This is a genomic window from Kitasatospora sp. MBT63, assembly GCF_000710465.2.
In the GTDB taxonomy this organism is placed as follows: domain Bacteria; phylum Actinomycetota; class Actinomycetes; order Streptomycetales; family Streptomycetaceae; genus Kitasatospora.
In genome coordinates this window covers 1-19589 of record NZ_JAIZ01000301.1, presented here as the reverse complement: position 1 = coordinate 19589, position 19589 = coordinate 1, and the positions used below count along the sequence as shown (strand labels likewise).

Sequence of the window (19589 nt, the reverse complement as noted above, 5' to 3'; positions counted from 1 at the left end):
GGGATCGCCCAGCCCGGCCAGGGCGCGGCGCAGCGCCGCCGTCCGGTACGCGGCGGTCAGCGGCTGCTCCCGGCCGGCCGCGTCGACCAGCAGTGCGGCCTCGGCGCGGGGGTGCTCCCCGGCCGGGCCGTCCGGTGCCGGGCCGTCCGGTGCCGGGTCGCCCGGAGCGGGGTCGTCAAGGGCGGGGTCGTCAAGGGCGGGGTTGTCCGGAGCTGGGTCGTCCAGGGCGGCGAGCAGGCGCTCCAGCGTGCGGCGGTCCAGGAACGGCAGGTCGGCGGCGAGCAGCAGCACCCGGTCCGCGGTGACCTGCGCCAGCCCGGCGGCCACGGCCGCCACCGGCCCGCCGCCCGGCGGCTCCTCCCGGGCCCACCGCACCCCCGCGGTCGCCCGCTGGGGGCCGACCACCACGATCCGGTCCGCCCCCTCGCACGCCGCCACCACCCGGTCCAGCAGACTGCGGCCGCCGACCGTCAGCCCCGGCTTGTCCGCCCCGCCCAGCCGGGCCGCCGCGCCACCGGCCAGCACCACCGCGTCGTACCCGGCCGCGGGCCCGGGAGCCCCGTCCCCAGTCGTCATGCGCCCAGTATCGTCCGCCCGCGGCCTGCCCGGCGGGGCCCGGCTCCGGGCTCACGGCTCCGGGCTCACGGGTCCTCGACGATCTCCGCGTCGACGATCCCGTCCTGGTCCGGCTCGTGCTCGTGCGGTTCCAGCCGCCGCAGCTCGGCCGTCCGGGGCGCGGTGGCCGCCGCCGCGCCGAGCTCCAGCATCACGGGCAGCGTCAGCCCGCCGTAGCGCTCGTTGACGGCGGCGGCCAGCGCCTCGGCGTCGTGCGGGTGCGCGGCGAGCGCCAGGTCGAAGTCGCGCAGGTACCCGGCGGTGAAGCCGAGCACCCGCTGCGCGTCGTCGTCCGCGCCGGGCGCCCGGTGACCGGCCACCACCCGGACCACGCCGAGTTCGGCGATCCGGTCCAGGTTCGCCACCCACCGGGCCCGCTGACCGGGGTCGGTGTCGGCGGTCCAGACGTGGGTGCCGTTGTAGGCGAAGTCACCGGCGATCACCGTGCCGATGCTGGGGACGTGCACCGCGGTGGAGCCGTCGCAGTCGCCCTGGCCGAGCGGCAGCACCCTGATCAGCTGGCGGTCGATCATCAGCGGCTGCGGCAGCAGCGGGGCCGGGACCAGCGGCTGGTCCGGGATGTCGGCGCCGTACACCGGCTTCCACTGGGCGACCTTGGCGGCCGCGGTGTGCGCGATCCCCGCCACCACCGACGGGGCGGCCAGCAGCTGCGCGGACGGGAACAGCCGCAGCACCTCCTCCGCCCCGAAGTAGTGGTCCGGGTGCTGGTGGGTCACCACGATCGCCAGCAGCTGGCGGTTCTTGCCGGCCACCCACTCGGCCAGCTCGCGCCCCGCGGTCCGGGTGAGCTGGGCGTCGACCAGGATGGCGGAGCGCTCACCCATGATCAGGCTGGAGGTGGCGAAGAAGGCGGTCTCCGGACCGGTGAAGACGTCGACCTCGAGCAGCCGGACCGGTGGCTGTCCGTGGTCCGCTCGGCCCGGTCCGGCGGTCCCCTCGGGCGGTGACGGCGTCACTTCGGCTCCCTGGTCGGCGCGGCGGGCCCGCGCGGCCCCGTGCGCTACCAGCTTGGGAGGAAGCCGCCGGGAATGCCGGTTAGGCGCGCCCGGGCGGGTGGGTCCCGGCGCCGGGCCACCCGCCACCACGCGTACGCCGGGCTGGGCTAGAGTCTGACGCTCACCGGCCCAGCAGGCGCGGTGACCGGCCGAGCGGCTGGAACGGGCTCCGGCAGAGGACGGATCGGGAACACCACCATGGACAGGCTCCGCAACTCGGTCCGCCCCTACGCCTGGGGATCGGCCACCGCCATTCCCGACCTGCTCGGCCAGGAGCCCACCGGTGCGCCGCAGGCCGAGCTCTGGATGGGTGCCCACCCCGGCTCGCCGTCGCTGGTCGACCGTGGTGACGGCCCCCGCCCGCTGACCGAGGTGATCGCCGCCGACCCGGCCGGCGAACTCGGCGCCGCGGCGGTCGCCAAGTTCGGCCCCACCCTGCCGTTCCTCTTCAAGGTGCTGGCCGCCGGCATCCCGCTGTCCATGCAGGCGCACCCCACCCTCGCCCAGGCCCGGGCCGGCTTCGCCGACGAGGAGCGCCGCCGGATCCCGCTGGACGCCCCCGAGCGGAACTACAAGGACGCCAACCACAAGCCCGAACTCATCTGCGCCCTGGACGAGTTCGAAGGACTCTGCGGTTTCCGCCGGCCCGCCGAGGCGGCCGACCTGATGGCCTCGCTGGGCGTCCCCGCGCTGGACCCGCTGATCGAGACCCTGCGCGGCAAGCCCGAGGCCGAGGCCCTGAGCAGCACCCTCGCCACCGTCCTGACCATGACCGGCGCCGCCGCCGACGCCCTGGTCGCGGACGTCGCCGACGCCGTCACGGCCGCCGCCGCGCAGGACCCCGGCGGTGCCATGGCCGGGTACGCCTTCGCCGCCCGCAACCACCCCGGCGACACCGGCCTGCTGGCCGCGCTGCTGCTCAACCACGTCGTGCTGCGGCCCGGCGAGGCGCTCTACCTGGGCGCCGGCGTCCCGCACGCCTACCTGCGCGGCACCGGCGTCGAGCTGATGGCCAACTCCGACAACGTGCTCCGCTGCGGCCTCACCCCCAAGCACGTGGACGTGCCGGAGCTGCTGCGGGTGGTCGAGTTCCGGGCCGAACGGCCGCAGGTCCTGAGCCCCGGGCCCGGCCCCGACGGCGAGCGCCACTACCCCGTGCCGATCGACGAGTTCCGCTTCTCCCGCTACACCCTCGACGCCGAACCCCGGCGGCTCGACGGAGGCGCCCCGCAGATCCTGCTGTGCACCTCCGGCGCCGCCCGCCTGACCGCGGCCGACGGCACGGTCCTGACCCTCGCCCGGGGCGAGTCCGCCTTCCTCCCCGCCACCGGCACGGACACCGAGCTGACCGGCCCCGGCGCGGAGGTCTTCCGCGCCACCGTCACCCTCTGAGCCACCACCCCGACCCCTGCGGGTGCGCCTGCCCGGGACCGGCGATCCCAGGCTGAAGACGCCTCTCCTGCCCCCCGCGCGCCGGTGACAGTCTCGAACACGTCACCAGGAAGCACCCAGGGAGAAGGAGCGCACCGATGCGCGCAGTCCTCGTCACCACGTTCGGCGGGCCGGAGCAGGCCCGGATCGCGCGGACCGACCTGCCGGTCCCCGGTCCGGGCCAGGTCCGGATCCGCAACGAGGCGCTCGCCGTGCACCCCGCCGACCTCGCCGTCCGGGCCGGCCACCTCGCCGCGCTGCTGCCCGAGCAGAGCGCCTACCGGCTCGGCTGGGACACCGCCGGGGTGGTCGACGCCGTCGGCGCGGGCGTCGAGAGCGTGCGGCCGGGCGACCGGGTGATCGGGCTGATCCACTGGTTCGCCAGCCGCAACGGCACCCACGGCGACCAGGCGGTCCTGCCCGCCGACGCCGTCGCCCCCGCGCCGGCCGGGCTGACCGCCGCCGAGGCCGTGACCCTTCCGCTCAACGGGCTCACCGCGCTCCAGGCGCTCGACACCGCCGCCGACACCATCGGCCTGCGCGAGGGCGGCACGCTGCTGGTCACCGGCGCGGCCGGCGGCGTCGGGCACTTCGCCACCCAGCTCGCCCTGCACCGCGGCCTGCGGGTGATCGCGGTCGCCCGGGCCGGCGACCGCGGCCAACTGCTCGCCCTCGGAGCCGAGTTCGTCGAGGGCGCAGAGGACGGCGCCGACACCGCGGCGGCCGTCCGGGAGCTGGTCCCCGCGGGCGTCGACGCCGTCCTCGACACCGCGCTCACCGGCGCACCGCTGCTCGCGGCGGTCCGCGCCGACGGCCTCTTTCTCGCCGTCCGCCCGCCGGCCGCGCCCGCGCCCGAGCGCGGCATCCGGGTGCACGTGGTGGACGTCCGGCCGGACGGCGGCGGGCTCGCCGAACTCGCCGAGCTCGCCGAGGGCGGGGCCCTCACCACGAGGATCGCCGCCGCCTACCCGCTCGACCAGGTCGCGGCAGCCCACGCCCACGCGGCCCGGGGCGGTGTCCGGGGCGCCGTCGTCCTCACGGTGTGACCCCGCCGCGGGGCCGGTCCTGCGCCGCGGGTCAGGTGACGTCCCGGGTCATGTCGACGAAGCGGGAGTAGTGGCCCTGGAAGGCGACCGTGATGGTGGCCGTGGGGCCGTTACGGTGCTTGGCGACGATCAGGTCGGCCTCGCCCGCGCGGGGGGACTCCTTCTCGTAGGCGTCCTCGCGGTGCAGCAGGATGACCATGTCGGCGTCCTGCTCGATCGAGCCGGATTCACGCAGGTCGGAGACCATCGGCTTCTTGTCGGTGCGCTGCTCGGGACCACGGTTCAGCTGGGAGAGCGCGATCACCGGGAGTTCTAGCTCCTTGGCCAGCAGCTTCAGGTTCCGGGACATGTCGGAGACCTCCTGCTGGCGGCTCTCGGCCCGCCGCGAGCCGCCGGACTGCATCAGCTGGAGGTAGTCGATGACGACCAGCTTCAGGTCCTGGCGCTGCTTGAGCCGGCGGCACTTGGCGCGGATCTCCATCATCGACAGGTTCGGCGAATCGTCGATGTACAGCGGCGCGTTGGTGACGTCCGGCATCCGGCGGGCGACCCTGGTCCAGTCCTCGTCGGTCATGTTGCCGGAGCGCATGTGGTGCAGCGCGACCCGGGCCTCGGCCGACAGCAGGCGCATGGCGATCTCGTTGCGCCCCATTTCGAGCGAGAAGATCACGCTCGGCAGGTTGTTGTGGATCGAGCAGGCCCGCGCGAAGTCCAGCGCCAGGGTGGACTTACCCATCGCGGGCCGGGCCGCGATGACGATCATCTGGCCGGGGTGCAGCCCGTTGGTCAGCGAGTCGAGGTCGGCGAAGCCGGTCGGTACGCCGGACATCTGACCGGCCCGGGAGCCGATCGCCTCGATCTCGTCGAGGGCGCCCTCCATGATGTCGGCGAGCGGGGCGTAGTCCTCGTTGGTGCGCTGCTCGGTGACGGCGTAGATCTCGGCCTGGGCCGCGTTCACGATCTCGTCGACGTCGCCCTCGGCGGCGTAGCCCATGCCCGCGATCCGGGTGCCCGCCTCGACCAGGCGCCGCAGGACGGCACGCTCGTGGACGATCTCCGCGTAGTACTCGGCGTTGGCCGCGGTGGGGACGGAGTTGACCAGCGTGTGCAGGTAGCCGGGGCCGCCGACCCGGGTGAGCTCGCCGCGCTTGGTCAGCTCACCCGCGACGGTGATCGGGTCGGCGGGCTCGCCGCGGGCGTAGAGGTCGAGGATGGCGCCGTGGATCAGTTCGTGGGCCGGCCGGTAGTAGTCGGCCGGCTTGAGCACCTCGACCACGTCGGCGATGGCGTCCTTGGACAGCAGCATGCCGCCGAGGACGGACTGCTCGGCGGCGAGGTCCTGCGGGGGCACCCGCTCGAAGCCGTCGCCACCGGCGGAGCGCTCCTCGGCGCGGTCGGCCTCGTCACGGCCCCGACGGGCCACCTCGCCACCCTTTCCGCCCTTGCCGCCCTGGAAGCCCCCCCGGGAGCCGCCCGGGGTGCCGGGCGCGCCGCCGCCGTCCCGGCGCTGCCGGGAGACCGGCAGGCGGTCGCCGGGGACGTCGGGGAAGGGGTCGCCGGGGAAGGCGTCGTCGGAGGGCTGCCAGTCGTCCTCCGGCGGCGGCGGCACGTCGTGGTCGTCGTACTGGGGGCCGGTCACGCGTCTTTCCCCGATCAGCGAGTGTGGAGCGAGTTGGTGCTGCCGTGCCGGTGGCGCGTCCTGTCCTTCTTACGCCAGCGGGCCGACACTTCCGCTCCGGGCCGGGCGGTGTCGCCGGGCAGGTGGAGTCGGGGCGGCGTCCACGCTACGGGGCCCGCGGGCGATCGGCCAACATGGTTATCCACAGGCCATGTGGATAACCGGACCACTCCTGTGGAGAACCCGCCCAAACCTGTGGGCAACCCTGTGGACACCTCTGTGGATAACCACACGATCGCCCCGGTGTCAACTCGCTGACCTGCGATAACCCCTTACGGGGGCTGTGCATGAGAAAAACTTCACACACACCGTGCAGTCGCCGCGGAGCCGGCCGTCCACACCGTCCGCGGCTCGTCGCTCCGGATTTCGAGTAAGTGGTCAAGGCCATATTCATCACTTACCTGTGGATGAGTAGGCTGACCCCATGACCACCCCCACCGCCCACCGTCGCGGGCACGACCGCGAGATCCTCACGCTGGCGGTCCCCGCGTTCGGCGCGCTGGTCGCCGAGCCGCTCTTCCTGCTGGCCGACTCCGCGATCGTCGGCCACCTCGGCACCGCCCAGCTGGCCGGGCTGGGCGTGGCCTCGGCCGCGCTGACCACCGCGACCGGGGTCTTCGTGTTCCTGGCGTACGCCACCACCGCGGCGGTCGCCCGGCGGATCGGCGCCGGCGACCGCCGGGCCGCCGTCCAGCAGGGCGTCGACGGCATCTGGCTGGCCCTGCTGCTCTCGGTGGGCATGGTGGCGCTCACCCTGGCACTCGCCCCGCAGGCCGCAGAGGCACTGGGGGCCTCGCCGACCGCCGCCCCGTACGCGGTGAGCTACCTGCGGATCAGCGCCCTGGGCATCCCCGCGATGCTGATGGTGCTGGCGGCCACCGGAGTGCTGCGGGGACTGCAGGACACCAGGACCCCGCTGGTGGTGGCGGTCGGCGGGTTCACCGCCAACATCCTGCTCAACCTCGGACTGGTGTACGGCGCCGGGCTCGGGGTGGCGGGCTCGGCCTGGGGCACCGTCATCGCGCAGAACGCGATGGCCGCCGCCTACCTGCTGGTGGTGGTCCGCGGCGCCCGCCGCGAGGGCGCCGGACTGCGGCCCGACCGGGCCGGCATCCGGGCCTGCGCCAAGGCCGGCGGCCCGCTGCTGGTCAGGACCGTGAGCCTGCGCGGCGTGCTGCTGATCGCCACCGCGGTGGCCGCCACACTGGGCGACACCGAGGTCGCCGCGCACCAGATCGCCATGACGGTGTGGACCTTCCTGGCCTTCGCCCTGGACGCCATCGCCATCGCCGGCCAGGCGATCATCGGCCGTTACCTGGGTGCGGGGGACGTCCCCGGCACCCGGGCGGCCACCCGCAGGATGGTCGAGTGGGGCATCGGCTCGGGCGCGCTGCTCGGACTGCTGATGGCCGTGGCCGCACCGCTGTACGTGCCGCTGTTCACCGCCGACCCGGCGGTCCGCCACCAGCTGACCCTGGTGCTGGTGCTGGCGGCGCTCACCCAGCCGGTCGGGGGCGTGGTCTTCGTCCTGGACGGGGTGCTGATGGGCGCCGGGGACGGCCGCTACCTGGCCGGCGCGGCCGCGGTGACCCTCGCGGTGTTCGCCCCGGTGGCGCTGGCGGTACCGGCCCTGGGCGGCGGGCTGACCTCGCTGTGGTGGGCGATGAACCTGTTCATGCTGGTCCGCGCCGCCTTCCTGGTCCTGCGGGTGCGCGGCGGCGGCTGGCTGGTCACCGGAGCCGTCCGGGCCTGACGCCCGGCGCGCGGCTCAGCGGCCGGGTGCGGACGCACCGAGGGCCGGACCCCTCCGAGAAGGGGTCCGGCCCTCGGGCTTCGGTGGCGGCGGCTCCGGGGAGCCGCCGCTCACCTCACTGGCGCTGGGCCGTTCAGGCAGCCACGACGTTGACGTCGAGGTTGGCCTGGACGTCGCTGTGCAGCTTGACCGAGACCTTGTGGGTGCCCACGGTCTTGATCGGCGAGGCGATCGCGACGGCGCGCTTGTCCACGACCGGGCCGTCGGCGGCCTTGATGGCGTCGACGACGTCGGCCTGGGTCACCGAGCCGAACAGACGGCCGGCGTCGCCCGAGCGGACGGCCAGCTTGATCTGCAGGCCCTCGAGCTTGGCCTTGACCTCGTTGGCGGCCTCGAGGGTCTGGATCGAGTGGATCTTGCGGGCGCGACGGATCGCGTCGACGTCCTTCTGGCCACCCTTGGTCCAGCGGATGGCGAAGCCACGCGGAACCAGGAAGTTACGGGCGTACCCGTCCTTGACCTCGACGACCTCGCCGGCGCTGCCGAGACCGGGGACCTCGTGAGTGAGGATGATCTTCATTCTTCGGTCACCCTCTCTTAGCGCGTGGTGGAGGTGTAGGGCAGCAGCGCCATCTCACGGCTGTTCTTCACGGCCGTGGCGACGTCACGCTGGTGCTGGGTGCAGTTGCCGGTCACTCGACGGGCACGGATCTTCCCGCGGTCGGAAATGAACTTCCGCAGCAGGTTGGTGTCCTTGTAGTCGACGTACGTGACCTTGTCCTTGCAGAAGACGCAAACCTTCTTCTTCGGCTTGCGAGCAGGCGGCTTCGCCATCATGTGCTCCATTTGGTTGACGGTCCGGGTGCCTGCAAAAACACCGGCGGACCGCACGAAATCTCTCAGCATGCCTGGGCCCCGAGGGACCCGGCGCGCACCGCTTCAGTACCGCTTAGAACGGAGGCTCTTCCGAGAAGCCGCCACCGGACGGGGCTCCCCAGCCGCCGCCACCGCCGCCGCCCTGGTTTCCACCAGAGGGAGCGCTGGACGCCCAGGGGTCGTCGGACGGGCCGGACTGGCCGCCGCCGGAGTTTCCACCCCAGCCACCGCCACCCTGGTTGCCGCCGCCGTACCCGCCGCCGCCCTGCTGGCCGCCGTAGCCGCCGCCGGAACCACCCTGACCGCCGGGGCCGCCGGAGCGGTTGGCGCGGGTGACCTTGGCGGTGGCCGAGCGCAGGCTCGGGCCGACCTCGTCGACCTCGACCTCGAAGACCGTCCGCTTCTCGCCTTCCTTGGTCTCGTAAGACCGCTGGCGCAGTCGGCCCTGCACGATCACGCGCATGCCGCGCTGCAGCGACTCGGCCACGTTCTCCGCCGGCTGACGCCAGACGTTGCACGTGAGGAAGAGGCTCTCGCCGTCCTTCCACTCGTTCGTCTGACGGTCGAAAGTGCGCGGGGTGGACGCGATACGGAACTTCGCGACCGCCGCACCCGACGGGGTGAAGCGCAGCTCGGGGTCGTCGACGAGATTGCCGACGAGGGTGATGACGGTCTCGCCTGCCATGGTGTGGTGACCTCTCGGAACGGAGTTCTGCGGTGCTCGTCACGATGTTTCACGTGAAACATCGGACGTGAACCATCTGGCGCCCGGAGGCGTCAGAGGTGGCTCAGTGGGTGTCCGGGCGCAGGACCTTGGTCCGCAGAACCGACTCGCTCAGGCTCAGCTGACGGTCGAGCTCCTTGACGACCTCAGGCGTGGCCTTCAGGTCGATGACCGAGTAGATGCCCTCGGACTGCTTGTTGATCTCGTAAGCCAGACGGCGCCGGCCCCAGGTGTCGATCTTCTCCACCTTGCCGCCCGCGGTGCGGACGACGTTGAGGAAGTTCTCGATCAGGGGGGAGACGGCACGCTCCTCGACCGAGGGGTCGAGGATGACCATCAGCTCGTAGTGACGCATGTGAAACCCACCTCCTTTGGACTCAACGGCCACGGTCTCTCCGTGGCAGGAGGGTTGTGCAGCGTCGGCACCGGAGGAGTGACCGACCGCCCCACCGTAGCGAGGGGGTCCGACAATCCGGCCCCTCATCCCCGCGAACGGGCATGAAAGGGCACAACTACACCAGTGCAGACCGCACAGCCTACCTGGCCCCGGACGGCCCAACCAAACGCCCACCTCCCGGGGACCGGACACGCAGGGGTTGTGATCCGCGCCATACGGCAGCAATCTGGACAGAACGGCATGCCCCCACCGAGGGCGTGCCTCCTCCGACGGAGGTGGGTCCTCATGGCACAGACCGGTCACCGGATGCCCGCGTTCACCCTCAACACCGACGGCCAGCCGCACCCGCGGGAGAACACCCTGGTCGGCATCGCCGCCGTGCTCGGCCTGGTGGCGTTCATCAGCTGCTGGTTCTACAGCGTGCACCTGCTCAGCTCCTGGGCCGGCCTGTTCGGCATCGCCGTCGCCCTGTGGGGCCAGTTCGTCTCGGTGACCACGGCCGAGCGGTTCGTGCTGGTCATCTCGCTCGGCATGTCCGCGATCGGCTTCTACCTGGGCATCGCCCACGGCGGTATGTGGTGAGGCGCGCGCCGGCCGCCGAGCTCCGATCCACCGGCTGACTCGGCGCCGGCGCCGTAACCTTCGTTGCCCTCCTTGCGTAGATACCTTGCAGAGGTCCGCAAGGAGGGCCGCGTCGTGTCCGACGCACCCCACCAGAAACGGACCATTCGGGCGATAGGGTCAAACCCTGGAACGGCCCACCGAGGAGGAGCACCCGAGTATGAGCCTGCGCCTGAGGACCATCACCCGCGAGGAGCACCTCGCCTTCGTCCGGAACCGGCCCTCCGCCAGCCACATGCAGGTACCCTCCTGGGCCGACGTGAAGGCGGAGTGGCGCTCCGAGAGCCTCGGCTGGTTCGACGAGGGCGGCGAGCTGGTCGGCGCGGGGCTGGTGCTCTACCGGCAGCTGCCCAAGCTCAAGCGCTACCTGGCCTACCTGCCCGAGGGACCGGTGATCGACTGGTTCGACGAGGACCTGGACCGGTGGCTGGCGCCGATGCTGGCCCACCTCAAGTCGCAGGGCGCGTTCTCGGTGAAGATGGGCCCGCCGGTGGTGATCCGCCGCTGGGACGCCCCGACCATCAAGGAGGCGATCGCCGGGCGGGAGGCCAAGCGGCTGCGCGACGTCGACCCGGACTGGTACGAGCCGCGCGCCTTCGAGGTGGCCGACCGGCTGCGCAGGGCCGGCTGGCTGCAGGGCGAGGACGGCGGCGCGGGCTTCGGCGACGTCCAGCCGCGGTACGTGTTCCAGGTGCCGCTGGCCAACCGCTCGCTGGACGACGTCCAGCGCGGCTTCAACCAGCTCTGGCGGCGCAACATCAAGAAGGCCGAGAAGAGCGGCGTCGAGGTGGTCCAGGGCGGCTACGACGACCTGGCGGTCTTCCACCGGCTGTACCTGGTCACCGCCGAGCGGGACCACTTCACCCCGCGCCCGCTGGCCTACTTCCAGCGGATGTGGAAGGCGCTGAGCGCCGAGGACCCGGACCGGATGCGGCTGTACATCGCGTACCACGAGGGCGAGCCGCTGGCCGCGACCACCATGCTGACCGTCGGCGAGCACGTCTGGTACTCCTACGGCGCCTCCGCCAACCACAAGCGCGAGGTCAAGCCGTCCAATGCGATCCAGTGGCGGATGATCCGCGACGCCTACGCGCTCGGCGGCAGCCTCTACGACCTGCGCGGGATCAGCGACACGCTGGACGAGGACGACTACCTGTTCGGGCTGATCCAGTTCAAGCTGGGCACCGGCGGCCAGGCCGCCGAGTACCTGGGTGAGTGGGACTTCCCGCTGAACAAGCTGCTGCACAAGGCGCTGGACCTCTACATGTCCCGGCGCTGACATGCCGCTCGGCTGACCGACCACCGAACCACCCGGGGAGCACGAATGACCCTCACGTTGTCCGTGGAGACCGCCCGCTGGCGGGCCCACCAGCAGTCCGTCCTGGCCGAGTTCCCCGGCCTGGTGCCGGTCGCCAAGGGCAACGGGTACGGCCTCGGGAACGTCCGGCTCGCCGAGGAGGCGGCCCGGCTGGGGGTCCCGCTGCTCGCGGTCGGCACCGGCGCGGAGGCGGACGCGGTGGCCGGGGCGTTCCCGGGCGACCTGCTGGTGCTCACCCCGCTGCGGGCCGGCGAACCGGAGGCGGGACCGCGGGACCGGACGGTCCGCACGGTCTCGCACCCGGAGGTGCTGCCCGCGCTGCCGGCCGGCTCCCGGGTGGTGGTGGAGTGCATGACCTCCATGCGCCGGCACGGCATCGCCCCGGCCGACCTGGGCCGCCTCGCCCTGGACGGGCGGGCGCTGGAGGGCTTCGCGCTGCACCTGCCGCTCGACCGCCCGGACGGCTCCGACCCGGTGGCCGAGGTCGCCGCCTGGGTGACCGCGATCACCGCGGCCGGGCTGCCGGCCGCGTCGGTCTTCCTCAGCCACCTGGCCGCGGCGGACGTGTCCCGGCTGCGGCGGCAGTTCCCGGACACCGCCTTCCGCTCCCGGATCGGCACCCGGCTGTGGCTCGGCGACGTCGACGCGCTGCAGGCGGTGGCGACCGTGCTGGACGTGACCCCGGTCGGCCGCGGCGAGCGGTACGGCTACCGCCAGCACCGGGCCCCCTCCGACGGCCACCTGCTGGTGGTCACCGGCGGCACCGCGCACGGGGTGGGACTGGAGGCCCCCAAGTACGTCCACGGCGTGGTGCCGCGGGCCAAGGGGCTGGCCCGGGCCGGCCTGGCGACGGTCAACCGGACCCTGTCCCCGTACGCCTGGGACGGACGGCAGCTGTGGTTCGCGGAGCCGCCGCACATGCAGGTGTCGATCCTGTTCCTGCCGTCCGACCACAAGCCCCCGGCGATCGGGGACGAGCTGGCCCTGAACGTCCGTCACACCACGACCCACTTCGACCGGGTCGCCGACCGCTGAGCCGCCGACGGCGCCGCTCGTTGCGCGCCGGGCCGCTCAGGAGGTGTCGGCCGGCTTCCCCAGGTGTACCGCCGGACCGCCGTCCGGGGTCAGCCAGTCCGGCTCGCCCTCGGGGGCGAACTGCGCGTACGTCTCCTCCTCGCGCAGCCGCCGGGCGGTGCCGAGGACGAACGCGTCGGAGGTGAAGTCCAGGACGCCGCCGGACGGGTCGTCGCTGCCGTCCCAGCGGACCGGGTCGCGGTCCGGGTGGAGGATGTCGCGGACCACCATGAAGCACAGGTAGAGCGTGCCGGCCAGGTGCAGCACGATCGCCACGTGGTACCAGTCCTGGCCGATGCCGTGCTGCTTGGCGTCGCCGATGAAGGCCAGGTACGACCAGACGCCGAGGAAGTACAGCGCCTCGCAGGCCTGCCAGATCAGGAAGTCGCGCCAGCGCGGGCGGGCCAGCGCGGCCAGCGGGATCAGCCAGAGCACGTACTGCGGCGAGTAGACCTTGTTGGTCAGCACGAAGGCGGCGACCACCAGGAAGGCCAGCTGCGCGAAGCGCGGGCGCCTGGGCGCGGACAGCGCCAGCCAGCCGACGCCCAGGCAGCAGGCCACCAGCAGCGCGCCGATCCAGGTGTTGAGGGTGGACAGCTGCTGGTTGCGGTCCTGCATGAGGATCAGCCAGAACGAGCCGAAGTCCTCCTTGCGGGTCTGGCTGAAGGTGTAGAAGGTCGCCCAGCCGTCCCGGTTGGCGATGAACACCGGCAGGTTGACCAGCAGCCAGGCGCCCGCCGCGCCGCCGAGCGCCTGCCCGAAGGCCCGCCAGCGGCCGGCCCGCCAGCAGAGCACCAGCAGCGGGCCGAGCAGCAGGACCGGGTAGAGCTTGGCCGCGGTGGCCAGGCCGATGAAGACACCGGCCCAGCCGGGGCGGGAGTTGGCCCAGTAGGCCATCGCGACCGCGGTGAGCGCGACCGCCAGCAGGTCCCAGTTGATGGTGGCGTCCAGCGCCAGGCAGGGGGCCAGCGCGAACAGCAGCGCGTCCCAGGGCCGTCGGCGATGGGTCCGCGAGACCGCGACCACCGCGACCACCACGCAGATCAGCAGCATCGCCGCGTTGACCGTCCAGAACCACTGCTCGCGGTGCTCCAGCGTGCCGTCCGGCGTGGTCAGCCAGGCCGCGACCTGCATGAACAGGCCGGTGAGCACCGGGTACTCCAGGTACTGCATGTCCGGTGACGGCGAGGGCAGCTTGTCCAGGTAGGGGTGCAGCCCCTGGTCGAAGCCGCGGCCCGAGTACAGGTGCGGGACGTCGCTGTAGCAGGCGTGGGTGTACTGGGCGGTCGCGCCGTGGAACCAGCCGCCGTCGTAGCACGGCAGCTTCTGGACCATCCCGAGCAGGTAGACGGCGATCACGACCAGGGCCAGGAATCGGGCCGGGATCCACCAGGAGGTGCCGAGCAGCGCCCGGCGCCCGGGCGGGCCGCCGAGCAGTTCACTGCCGGCGGCCGCCACCGGATCCTCGTCCGCGGGGACGACCACGGTGTTGGGCTGCGGGCCCTCGGCCGCGGCCGGGGCGGAGGCGGGCCCGGCGGCCTCGTCAGGCGTGCTCGACGTCATGGCGGACATACTGCCGCACCAACGGCCCCACGAGGAGACTGCCCTCCCAACACGCCGCGTCCGGACGGCAGAACGCCGGCGGCCCCGGGAACGGGACCGCCGGCGTTCTGCTGCTGCCGGTGGAGCGGGTCAGGGAATCGGGAGCCCGCTCGGTGAGCCGCTCGACGACGGTGAGGACGACGGCGACTTGGTGCCGGTCGGCTTCCCGGTCCGGGTCGGGCCGGTCGACGGGCAGAGCGGCCCGAGCAGGCAGGACGGACCCGGGTCCGGCGTGGTCGTGCTCGCCGACGGGCTGGTCGACGGCGCAGCCGTCGGGCCCGGCTGGACATCGGTCGGGGCCGCCGCGGACGGCGAGTCGCTCGGCGAGGCCGAGGCGGAGGCCGAGGCCGGCGCACCGGAGGAGTCGACTTCCTCACCGATCGGCTCGGGGTTCGGGAAGTCCACCTTGGGCTGGCCGTTGAGGGCAGCCTTCATGTACCGGGTGAAGATGTCGGTCGGGAAGTCACCACCGTGCACGGAGGCGTGCCCGGCGGTGCCGTTGAGCGACAGCAGCTTCGAGGTACCCGGCTCCTCACGCCACATGCCGACCGCGGTGGTCAGCTGCGGGGTGTAGCCGACCCACCAGGCCGAGGTGCCGGCGTCGGTGGTACCGGTCTTGCCGGCCACCGGGCGGCCGAGCTCGTTGGTCTTGCTACCGGTACCGGCCTTGGCCACGTTCTCCAGCACGTCGGTGACGTTGTCCGCGACCGCCTGGTCGAGCACCGCCTTGGGCGCCGACTTGGTGAAGGCCGGCACCGCCGTGCCGTTGTAGGTCAGCTTGCTCACCGAGTACGGGTCGGCCTGCTGACCGCGCGCGGCGAACACCGAGTAGGCGGTGGCCATCCGGATCGAGCTCGGCGTCGAGGTGCCCAGCGGGTAGGTCAGGGTGGAGTTGGCGACCAGGCTCTCCTTGCGCAGGCCCAGCTTGAGAACCATGTCCTCGACGGCCTTGCCGCCGACGTCCTGGCCGAGCTGGACGAACGGCACGTTGTACGAGTACTGCATCGCCGTCTTGAGCGAGACGTAGCCCGGGCTGGTCTTGCTGTCGTTGCGCTGATGGTACGGCTTGCCGTCGTCGCCGATGGCGAGCGAGCCGTCCGACTTGTGGATCTCGGAGTTGTCGTCGGCCAGGTACTTCGACGCGCTGTTGATCCGCTTGGGCTTGCCCTGGTCGTCGGTCTGGGTCAGCACGCCGGTCTGCATCGCGGTGGCCAGGACGAACGGCTTGAAGGTCGAGCCGACCGGGATACCGGTGGAGTCCGCGTTGTTGGAGTAGTGCCCGTTCTCGATGCCGGGCCCGCCGTACAGCGCCACGATCGCACCGTCGCCCGGCCGCACCGAGGCGGCACCGACCTGGACGAACTTGTCCGCCTCGCGCTTGTCCGGCTTCAGCGAGTCGGCCTGCACGTCGTCGACGGCCTTCTTCAGCTGCTCCACCTTGTCCTTCTCGAAGGTGGTGTAGATCTGGTAGCCGCCCTGGTCGATCTTCTGCTGGGTGATCGACGGGTCCTTGCTGGTCAGGTACTTGTTGACGGTGTCGACCAGGTAGTAGACCTCACCGTTCATGTTGGCCGGCGCCTTGCGGGCGATCGGCTCCGGGAAGGTCTTGCCGCAGGCGTCGCTGTCGGCCTGGCTGAGCTTCTTGGTGGCCACCATCCGGGACAGGATCCAGGTCCAGCGCTCCTGCATGTTCTTGCGGTTGCCGTCGCTCAGCGTCGGGTCGTAGACCGCGGCGCCCTTGAGCAGGGCGGCCAGCATCGCGCCCTGGCAGACGTTCACGTCCTTGGCGTCGATCCCGTAGTAGGCCTGCGAGGCGGCCTGGATGCCGGTCGCGCCGCGGCCGTACCAGCTGGTGTTCAGGTAGCCGGTGAGGATGTCGTCCTTGGAGAGCTTGCCGTTGATCTTCAGGGTGATGAAGAACTCCTTGACCTTGCGGGTCAGGGTCTGGTCCTGGCTCAGGTAGGCGTTCTTCACGTACTGCTGGGTGATGGTCGAGCCGCCCTGGGTCTCACCGCCGGTGGCCATCTTGTAGACGGCACGGGCGATGCCCTTGGGGTCCACGCCGCTGTCATCGCGGAAGGACTCGTTCTCGGCCGCGATCACCGCGTCCTGCGCCGGGCGGCTTATGTTGGCGAGCTCGACGATCTGGCGGTTGGTGGTGCCCTTGCGGGTCATCTCCGAGCCGTCGGCCCAGTAGTAGATGTTGTTCTGATCGTGCACCAGCTTGTTGACGTCGGGGATCGGCGTCATCTGGTAGGCGACGCCGATGGCGGTGACGCCACCGCCGAAGAAGATCAGGAAGAGGCTCAGCACCAGCTTCCAGGACGGCACCCAGCGGCGGAACCCGCTCTTGCCGAACCGGGGGTAGTCGATGAACCGCTTCTTCCCGGGCTTGCCGGGACCGCCCTTGTCACCGCGGCCGGCCGGACCCGCCGGACCTGCCGGTCCGCTGCCCTTCGCCCCCTGCTTGCGCATCTCGGCGCGGGTCAGCCGGGGCTGCTGGGCGGTCTCCCTGGCACCGCGGCGGATGCCCTCGGAGCGCAGCTCGTCGGAGCCCTGGTCGGGCCCGCCGCCGGGACGGTACCGGGGCGTGCCCTGGGCCGGGCCGCCCTGGCCGTAAGGGCGTTGGCCGTCCGGCCGACGGCCCGGAGGCTGCTCCCCGTCGCCCGGGTTGGACGACCTCCGCCGGTGTTCGCTCATCGTTCAGCAACTCCTCGGTCAGGCCCTGCGGACCTGAAGGCAGGGTTCTCCGGTGCCGAGACCACCGTGCCCCCTGGAGCTGGTGTTTCCTCGGGGGCGGTCCTCGTGCACACGCGACAGCGTACGCACCTCTGAAACCGTACTAATCGGGCATCAGCCGTCAATAGCCTCAAAAAGTCGTCAGATCATTACATGCCCGTTGCCCAGGACCCCTCGCGCGTGCCCGAGGCAGGGAGTCCGGTCCACCCTCTGGTCACCTTGTGATCACCTTCACGCGTGGCCCCCTTGCTCGTTCCGTGACCCAGGTTTACTGTTCTCGATATATCGAGCCGATACATCGGGACGGCATAAGCCACCCCGGCGTGCGGCCGCCACGACTGCGGGGAAGGAGGCGGGCAGGGTGAGCAGGCGCTCCGGAGTGCTGGAATTCGCCGTTCTCGGCCTGCTGCACGACGCCCCGATGCACGGCTACGAGCTGCGCAAGCGGCTCAACGTCCTGCTCGGCTCGTTCCGCGCCTTCTCCTACGGCACGCTGTACCCCTGCCTGAAGAGCCTGGTCGCCCAGGGCTTCCTGGTCGAGGACAACCCGGACTCCGAGTACGTCCCGGCCACCGCGCTCAACGGCAAGCGGTCGAAGATCGTCTACCGGCTCTCCCCGGAGGGCAAGGAGCGCTTCGAGCAGCTGCTCGCCGAGTCCGGGCCGGACGCCTGGGAGGACGAGCACTTCGGTGTGCACTTCGCCTTCTTCGGCCGGACCGACAAGGCCGTGCGGATGCGCGTGCTGGAGGGCCGCCGCAGCCGGCTGGAGGAGCGGCTGGAGCGGATGCGCAGCTCCATCGCCCGGACCCGCGAGCGCTTCGACGACTACACGCTGGAACTCCAGCGGCACGGTCTCGAATCGGTCGAGCGCGAGGTCCGCTGGCTGAACGAGCTGATCGAGACCGAGCGGGCCAACCGCGGCGTGCGCGGCGGGCCGCTCGGCACCCCACAGACTTCGGACGGCCGTGGCCAGGAGGCCGGGTCCTCGGACCCGCCGAGGCCACCGCACGACCGCCCGGGGCGTTCCTGACCGGAACGCTGCACCGCCCGCGCCCGGCGCAGGCGGTAGGTGAGGGCGCCTCGTGCGCCCGTCTGACAAGTAAGACAGTCATACAGATGTTGAACGCGAGAACCGCTGATCCACGGCGGATCTCATGAGATCTCAGGGAGCAACCGGAATGGGTTCGGTTCGCGTAGCCATCGTCGGCGTGGGCAACTGCGCCGCCTCGCTGGTGCAGGGTGTCGAGTACTACAAGGACGCCGACCCGGCCGGCAAGGTCCCCGGGCTGATGCACGTGCAGTTCGGCGACTACCACGTCAAGGACGTGAACTTCGTCGCCGCGTTCGACGTCGACGCCAAGAAGGTCGGCTTCGACCTGGCCGACGCCATCGGCAACAGCGAGAACAACACCATCAAGATCTGCGACGTGCCGCCGACCGGCGTCACCGTCCAGCGTGGCCACACCCTCGACGGCCTGGGCAAGTACTACCGGGAGACCATCGAGGAGTCCGACGAGGCCCCGGTCGACGTCGTCCAGATCCTCAAGGACCGCCAGGTCGACGTCCTCGTCTGCTACCTGCCGGTGGGCTCCGAGGACGCCGCCAAGTTCTACGCCCAGTGCGCCATCGACGCCAAGGTCGCCTTCGTGAACGCCCTCCCGGTGTTCATCGCCGGCACCAAGGAGTGGGCGGACAAGTTCACCGAGGCCGGCGTGCCGATCGTCGGTGACGACATCAAGTCGCAGGTCGGCGCCACCATCACGCACCGCGTGATGGCGAAGCTCTTCGAGGACCGCGGTGTCGTCCTCGAGCGCACCATGCAGCTGAACGTCGGCGGCAACATGGACTTCAAGAACATGCTCGAGCGTGAGCGCCTGGAGTCCAAGAAGATCTCCAAGACGCAGGCCGTCACCTCGCAGATCCGCGACCGTGAGCTGGGCGCCAAGAACGTCCACATCGGCCCGTCCGACTACGTCGCGTGGCTCGACGACCGCAAGTGGGCGTACGTCCGCCTCGAGGGCCGCGCGTTCGGCGACGTCCCGCTGAACCTGGAGTACAAGCTCGAGGTCTGGGACTCCCCGAACTCGGCCGGTGTCATCATCGACGCCGTGCGCGCCGCGAAGATCGCCAAGGACCGCGGCATCGGCGGCCCGATCCTCTCCGCGTCCTCGTACTTCATGAAGTCCCCGCCGGTCCAGTACTTCGACGACGAGGCCCGCGAGAACGTCGAGAAGTTCATCAGCGGCGAGGTCGAGCGCTGAGCCGACGGCTCCGCGGAAGGCCCGGCGCTGTCTCAGCGCCAGCGCACTTCGACGCTCTGTGACCCGAGGGGGTCCCGGTCCACCACCGGGGCCCCTTCGGGCGTCCACGGCCTATGTTTCACGTGAAACATAGGCCGTCGGCATGGCACCCTGGGCGGGTGTCGATCACGGAGCACGACCACCCGCGGACCACGCACCGCACCTCGCTCGGCAGGCTGCTGCGCGGCCGCGACTTCCGGCGCCTGCTCACCGTGCGGATGCTCTCCCAGCTGTCCGACGGCGTCTTCCAGGTCTCGCTGGCCGCTTATGTGATCTTCTCCCCGGAGCGGCAGTCCTCACCGGCCGACATCGCGGCCGTGCTCGCCGTGATGCTGCTGCCGTTCTCGGTGGTCGGCCCGTTCGCCGGGGTGATGCTGGACCGCTGGCGGCGCCGGCGGG

The 19589-nt window shown here is 71.7% G+C and carries 17 protein-coding genes and 1 pseudogene; 9 read left to right on the top strand and 9 right to left on the bottom strand.

Translation table 11 applies throughout. The features are described 5' to 3' along the window. On the bottom strand, window positions 1-576 hold a 576-nt coding region (locus AA75_RS18705; protein ID WP_035980730.1), incomplete at its 3' end, for a molybdenum cofactor guanylyltransferase. 65 nt (window positions 577-641) lie between these two features. Then, window positions 642-1592 (bottom strand): MBL fold metallo-hydrolase, encoded by a 951-nt coding sequence (locus AA75_RS18700; protein WP_051812733.1) that lies wholly within the window; start codon window positions 1590-1592, stop codon window positions 642-644. Between the two features lie 237 nt (window positions 1593-1829). Between AA75_RS18700 and manA the strand changes: the two genes are divergently transcribed. Further along, the gene (gene manA / locus AA75_RS18695; RefSeq protein WP_033821235.1) at window positions 1830-3023 is read left to right on the top strand and encodes a mannose-6-phosphate isomerase, class I; all 1194 of its coding nucleotides are present in this window, start codon (window positions 1830-1832) and stop codon (window positions 3021-3023) included. Window positions 3024-3160: 137 nt separating this feature from the next. Further along, window positions 3161-4108 carry an NADP-dependent oxidoreductase gene (locus AA75_RS18690; RefSeq protein ID WP_033821234.1) on the top strand — a complete coding sequence of 316 codons (948 nt, stop codon included), beginning with the start codon at window positions 3161-3163 and terminating at the stop codon, window positions 4106-4108. A 31-nt stretch (window positions 4109-4139) separates the two neighbouring features. Here AA75_RS18690 and dnaB read toward each other — a convergent pair whose 3' ends face one another. After that, window positions 4140-5633, bottom strand: a complete 1494-nt coding sequence (gene dnaB, locus AA75_RS18685) for a replicative DNA helicase (RefSeq protein WP_051812739.1) — start codon at window positions 5631-5633, stop codon at window positions 4140-4142. A gap of 577 nt (window positions 5634-6210) precedes the next feature. Here dnaB and AA75_RS18680 point away from each other — a divergent pair. Beyond that, window positions 6211-7539 carry an MATE family efflux transporter gene (locus AA75_RS18680; protein WP_033821233.1) on the top strand — a complete coding sequence of 443 codons (1329 nt, stop codon included), beginning with the start codon at window positions 6211-6213 and terminating at the stop codon, window positions 7537-7539. Between the two features lie 133 nt (window positions 7540-7672). Here the strand turns inward: AA75_RS18680 and rplI are convergent, their stop codons facing one another. The 4 genes from rplI to rpsF form a co-directional block, all read right to left on the bottom strand. Then, a complete protein-coding gene (rplI, locus tag AA75_RS18675; protein WP_033821232.1) occupies window positions 7673-8119 on the bottom strand; it encodes a 50S ribosomal protein L9 in 447 nt (148 codons plus the stop codon). Between the two features lie 17 nt (window positions 8120-8136). Next, window positions 8137-8373: a 30S ribosomal protein S18 gene (rpsR, locus tag AA75_RS18670; RefSeq protein WP_033821237.1), complete on the bottom strand. Its 237-nt coding sequence runs from the start codon at window positions 8371-8373 to the stop codon at window positions 8137-8139. Window positions 8374-8488: 115 nt separating this feature from the next. Beyond that, window positions 8489-9100 carry a single-stranded DNA-binding protein gene (locus AA75_RS18665; protein WP_033821231.1) on the bottom strand — a complete coding sequence of 204 codons (612 nt, stop codon included), beginning with the start codon at window positions 9098-9100 and terminating at the stop codon, window positions 8489-8491. Between the two features lie 103 nt (window positions 9101-9203). Beyond that, a complete protein-coding gene (gene rpsF, locus AA75_RS18660) occupies window positions 9204-9494 on the bottom strand; it encodes a 30S ribosomal protein S6 (protein WP_033821230.1) in 291 nt (96 codons plus the stop codon). Between the two features lie 327 nt (window positions 9495-9821). Between rpsF and AA75_RS18655 the strand changes: the two genes are divergently transcribed. From AA75_RS18655 to AA75_RS18645, 3 genes are all read left to right on the top strand, one after another. After that, window positions 9822-10118 (top strand): hypothetical protein, encoded by a 297-nt coding sequence (locus AA75_RS18655; protein ID WP_033821229.1) that lies wholly within the window; start codon window positions 9822-9824, stop codon window positions 10116-10118. Window positions 10119-10317: 199 nt separating this feature from the next. Continuing rightward, on the top strand, window positions 10318-11436 hold the full coding sequence (locus AA75_RS18650; protein WP_033821228.1) for a peptidoglycan bridge formation glycyltransferase FemA/FemB family protein: 1119 nt from the start codon (window positions 10318-10320) through the stop codon (window positions 11434-11436). Window positions 11437-11481: 45 nt separating this feature from the next. Next, entirely contained in the window at window positions 11482-12510 is a 1029-nt protein-coding gene (locus tag AA75_RS18645; RefSeq protein WP_033821227.1) for an alanine racemase, read from the top strand. A 36-nt stretch (window positions 12511-12546) separates the two neighbouring features. Here the strand turns inward: AA75_RS18645 and AA75_RS18640 are convergent, their stop codons facing one another. Further along, window positions 12547-14112, bottom strand: a complete 1566-nt coding sequence (locus tag AA75_RS18640; protein ID WP_051812737.1) for a glycosyltransferase family 87 protein — start codon at window positions 14110-14112, stop codon at window positions 12547-12549. Between the two features lie 129 nt (window positions 14113-14241). Then, window positions 14242-16851: a transglycosylase domain-containing protein gene (locus AA75_RS18635; protein WP_033821226.1), complete on the bottom strand. Its 2610-nt coding sequence runs from the start codon at window positions 16849-16851 to the stop codon at window positions 14242-14244. A gap of 400 nt (window positions 16852-17251) precedes the next feature. Between AA75_RS18635 and AA75_RS18630 the strand changes: the two genes are divergently transcribed. The 3 genes and pseudogenes from AA75_RS18630 to AA75_RS18620 form a co-directional block, all read left to right on the top strand. Next, on the top strand, window positions 17252-17920 hold the full coding sequence (locus AA75_RS18630; RefSeq protein ID WP_033821225.1) for a PadR family transcriptional regulator: 669 nt from the start codon (window positions 17252-17254) through the stop codon (window positions 17918-17920). Between the two features lie 148 nt (window positions 17921-18068). Then, complete coding sequence (locus tag AA75_RS18625) at window positions 18069-19151, top strand: inositol-3-phosphate synthase (RefSeq protein ID WP_033821224.1); 1083 nt, start codon at window positions 18069-18071, stop codon at window positions 19149-19151. Between the two features lie 158 nt (window positions 19152-19309). Beyond that, window positions 19310-19589, top strand: a pseudogene (locus AA75_RS18620) (hypothetical protein); the annotation flags it as partial.